The sequence below is a fragment of the Actinomadura sp. KC216 genome (assembly GCF_004348535.1).
Classification (GTDB): Bacteria; Actinomycetota; Actinomycetes; order Streptosporangiales; family Streptosporangiaceae; genus Spirillospora.
On record NZ_SMJX01000502.1, the window covers coordinates 1 to 4,082 of the forward strand.

4 protein-coding genes are annotated in these 4,082 nt (G+C 70.8%); 2 read left to right on the top strand and 2 right to left on the bottom strand.

All coding sequences use genetic code 11. The features are described 5' to 3' along the window. Nucleotides 1–150 precede the first annotated feature (150 nt). Nucleotides 151–1,233 carry an NAD(P)/FAD-dependent oxidoreductase gene (locus tag E1264_RS40955; RefSeq protein WP_132182703.1) on the bottom strand — a complete coding sequence of 361 codons (1,083 nt, stop codon included), beginning with the start codon at nucleotides 1,231–1,233 and terminating at the stop codon, nucleotides 151–153. 82 nt (nucleotides 1,234–1,315) lie between these two features. Between E1264_RS40955 and E1264_RS46145 the strand changes: the two genes are divergently transcribed. Beyond that, on the top strand, nucleotides 1,316–1,705 hold the full coding sequence (locus E1264_RS46145) for a metalloregulator ArsR/SmtB family transcription factor (protein ID WP_279492159.1): 390 nt from the start codon (nucleotides 1,316–1,318) through the stop codon (nucleotides 1,703–1,705). 19 nt (nucleotides 1,706–1,724) lie between these two features. Here the strand turns inward: E1264_RS46145 and E1264_RS40965 are convergent, their stop codons facing one another. Continuing rightward, complete coding sequence (locus E1264_RS40965) at nucleotides 1,725–2,078, bottom strand: DUF3140 domain-containing protein (protein ID WP_132182705.1); 354 nt, start codon at nucleotides 2,076–2,078, stop codon at nucleotides 1,725–1,727. Nucleotides 2,079–2,329: 251 nt separating this feature from the next. On the opposite strand from E1264_RS40965, the gene E1264_RS40970 reads away from it, so the two are divergent. Then, entirely contained in the window at nucleotides 2,330–3,871 is a 1,542-nt protein-coding gene (locus E1264_RS40970; RefSeq protein ID WP_132182707.1) for an SDR family oxidoreductase, read from the top strand. Nucleotides 3,872–4,082 lie beyond the last annotated feature (211 nt).

The window sequence follows — 4,082 nt, forward strand, 5'->3', positions numbered from 1 at the left end:
TGCTACGCCAAGCCGGACTGATCGACGGCCAACGCCGCGGCACCTGGGTCTACTACCGGATCATCCCCGAACGCCTCACCCGCCTCTCAGGCCTGTTCGCCCTCCCCTCACTCGCCACCACCTGACCGGCGGTCCACGTCGCGGCTCGGGTCACAGACCGAGGGCGGCGAGTGCGCCCCCGGCGTAAGCGGCCAGGGCGGTGACGACATGGTCCGCGTCGGCGGCGACGCCGCGCAGGGTGTTGGAGGCGTAGGAGCGCTGGAACTCCACCCCTAGATAGACCAGCCCGGGATGGGTGAGCGAGAGCCCACCGACATGGAGGGGCATGCCCGCCTCGTCCAGCGCGCCGAGTCCGGCCAGATAGCCCAGACTCGGCACGTACCCGGTAGCCAGCAGGACCGCGTCGACGTGCTCGGACGCACCGTCGTCCCAGATGACGCGGTCGCCGTCCAGCGCAGTGAACATCGGGCGGCGGCGCAGCCTCCCGTCCCGCAGCGCCTGGTCATAGGGTCCCGGGTCGTTGACCAGCCGCCCGGGGACCAGCCGCGCCAGCCAGGTGGGTGGCAGGTGGTCGAAGCCTGTGGTGACGGCCCAGTAGTGGACGTCCTGGCCGTGGCGACGATGTGGCATCAACCGCACTGGCTGCCGAGAGGCCAGGGTCACGTCGGCGACCTCGGCCAGCTCGTATCCGATCTGTACCGCCGAGTTGCCCGCGCCGACCAGCACCACCCGCCGTCCCTCGTACGGCTTGGGGTTGCGGTAGGCGGCGACGTGTTCCAGTTCGCCGGTGAAGGTGTCCGCACCGGGAAGCGTCGGGATCAGGGGGCGGGCCCCGGAGGCGGCGACCACCCCCGAGACCGCGAGCTCCTGCCCGCCTTCGATCTGGACGACGAAGCCGGCTCCGTCCGCCCGGACCCCGGTGACGCGGCTGTTCAGGCGGATCTCGATGCCGCGCTCGGCGAGCAGCGCGGCATAGCGCTCCAGGTAGGCGACCACCTCGTCGCGGTGGGGATAGCGGTCCGGGTCGCCGGGGAAGGGCAGATCCGGCATCGCGCTGAAACGCGCTGGTGAGAAGAGGGTGAGGCTGTCGTAGTAGTCCGGCCAGGATCCGGCGGCCCGTCCGGACGCTTCGAGAACCAGTGGCCGAAGCCCTGCGGCGGTCACGGCGCGTGCGGCGGCCAGCCCGGACTGGCCGCCGCCGATGACGGCGATGGGCGAGGTGTCGGAGTGCATGCGGCCAATATATTGTTACTTCGCAATATGTCAATATGACAATACGTGACGTAGGATCGTGTCGGCCAGAGGAGGAGGTCACGTGAGCGATCCGGTAGCGGTCCAGTCGGCGAGCGCGTCATGCGGGCCGGCCGCGGACGCCCCCGGCTGCGGCGACCAAGCCGTCCAGCTCGGCTCGCAAGCGCGGGAGTTCCTCCGGGCGCTTGCCAGCGAGCAGCGCCAGCAGATGCTGGAGCTGTTCACCGGCGGGATCGAACTCACCGTCGGCACCGTCGCCGAACGGCTCGGCATCGCCCAGCCCACCGCGTCCCAGCAACTCGCGCTCCTGCGTCGCGGCGGCCTGCTCATCTCCCGCAAGCAAGGCAAACAAGTGCACTACCGCATCGACGCCGCCGCCGTGGAACGCTCACTCACCGAACTGCAGACCTACCTGCGCACCTGCTGCCCACCGGCTACTCAGCCCGACCTCTGAGGCTCTGGGGTCCGCGACGTCATTTCAGCGGGTCGTGGCCCCAGTTCATCAGTGAATAGCGCCATCTGGTCTCTGTGACGTCGCCGGACGGCCACTGCGCGAGATGGCGATGGATGTAGCCGACGACCTTGTTCATATGCGCGTAGTCCTGCGCGCTCAGGTCCGAGCTTTTCGTGCGCAGAAGCTCGACGATCCTGCGGCCGGACGCGTGGCCGGTCGACTCCCCGCCGCCGTCCTTCTGGCCGACCGACCACGATTCTTCAGTCTCCAGCCAGCGCTCCAGTTCCTCGGGACCCATGTTGACGACCCTGCCGAACTCGGCCGCCACCTCCTCGTCCTCCACGTCGGGATCTTTCGTCCTCTTCTTGCCCATGCGCCTCGCGGTACCCGTGGCCGAGACGGGTAGTCACCACAGAACACCTGGTCAACCCGGAGATGGACATGCCCGCAGAACCCGATCGGCACGGCTTCGCGTTCGACCACCGCCCACGGTCGCCGCTCGACGTCCGGGCCGACGTGCGCCACGTGGAGGACTCCGGGGGAGCGCGGCGAACTGGACGAGAGGGCCGACGGTCTGGCGGCACGGTCGGCGGCGAGGCGAGAGACCCAGCGGAAACTCACCAGGTGGTGGACGCGAGCGCAGCAGAGCAACGGCTGTGCCTGGTGACCGGCGCCAGTGGCTATATCGGCGGCCGGCTGGTGCCGGAGCTGCTGGACGCCGGTTACCGGGTGCGGTGCATGGCCCGCTCGGCCCGGCGGTTGCGTGATCACCCATGGGCCGGGCGCGTGGAGATCGCGGAGGCCGATGCCACCGATTCCGCGTCGACCCGCCGCGCTCTGGACGGCGTGGACGTCGCCTACTACCTGATCCATGCGATCGGCGGCAAGGGCGGCTTCGCGGAGGCCGACCGCCGGGCGGCCCGCACCTTCGCCGGCGCGGCGCGGGAGGCCGGGATCGCGCGCCTGGTCTATCTCGGCGGCATGGACCCCGAGGAGGAGCTGTCGGCGCACCTGCGGTCGCGCGCCGAGGTCGGCGAGATCATGCTCGGCAGCGGAGTTCCCGCGGTGTGGCTGCGGGCCGCTGTGATCATCGGCTCGGGTTCGGCGTCGTTCGAGATGCTGCGCTACCTGACCGAGCGGCTGCCGGTGATGGTCACGCCGCGGTGGGTGCACACGCGCATCCAGCCGATCGCGATCCGGGACGTCCTGCACTACCTGGTGTCCGCCGCCGATCTGCCCGCGGACGTGACCCGCGGGTTCGACATCGGCGGCCCGGACATCCTCACCTACGCCGACATGATGCGACGCTACGCCGCCGTGGCCGGGCTCAGGCACCGGATCATCGTCCCGGTCCCGGTCCTGAGCCCGGGGTTGTCGAGTCTGTGGGTGGGGGCCATCACGCCCGTTCCCGGCGATCTCGCGCGTCCGCTGGTGGAGTCGCTGCGCAACGAGGTCGTCTGCGCCGAGAACGACATCGCCGAATACCTGCCTCCGCCGCCCGACGGGCCGACCGGTTTCGAGCGCTCTGTCGCGTTGGCGCTGCGCCGGGTCCGCGAGGCCGACGTCGCGACGCGATGGTCGTCGGCGAGCACACCGGGCGCGCCCAGCGACCCGCTGCCGACCGATCCGGACTGGGCGGGCGGCAGCCTCTACACCGACGAGCGAACCTGCCGGACCGACGCGACGCCCGCACGGTTGTGGGAGGTCGTCGAAGGGATCGGCGGGGAACGCGGCTGGTACTCGTTCCCGATCGCCTGGCGCGTCCGCGGTGCCCTGGACCGGCTGGTGGGCGGGGTCGGGCTGCGGCGCGGCCGCCGCGACCCGCGCCGGTTGCGCGTCGGGGAGACGGTGGACTTCTGGCGGGTGGAGGAAAACGAGTCGGGGCGGCTGCTGCGGCTGCGAGCGGAGATGCGTCTGCCCGGCCTGGCCTGGCTGGAGTTCCGCGTGCACCGGGACGGCTCCCGCACCGTCCTGGCGCAACGCGCGCTGTTCCACCCCAGGGGCCTGGCGGGGCACGCGTACTGGTGGGCGTTCCGGCCGTTCCACGACCGGACCTTCGGAGGGATGTGCCGGGGCATCGTCCACACGGCCGAGCAGGCACCTACGGACGGAACCGAGGCTCGCCCCGGACGCCATGACGAGTCGGAACGGCCACCGGTCCCGTGAGCCGCCCACCGGAACGCCCTGCCACCCCGGCACACCGGGATCTACATCAGCTAGTGCGGACCTGAGAGGCGTGATCGTCGGAATCGGTTGAGCCGTGTAGCTCTGCCGGCGGGCCCGATACTTTGGCGGCATGGAGCAGAGGACCGTGCTGGCGGGCCGTTACCGGTTGGACCGGCGGCTGGGCGGTGGCGGGATGGGCGAGGTGTGGGAG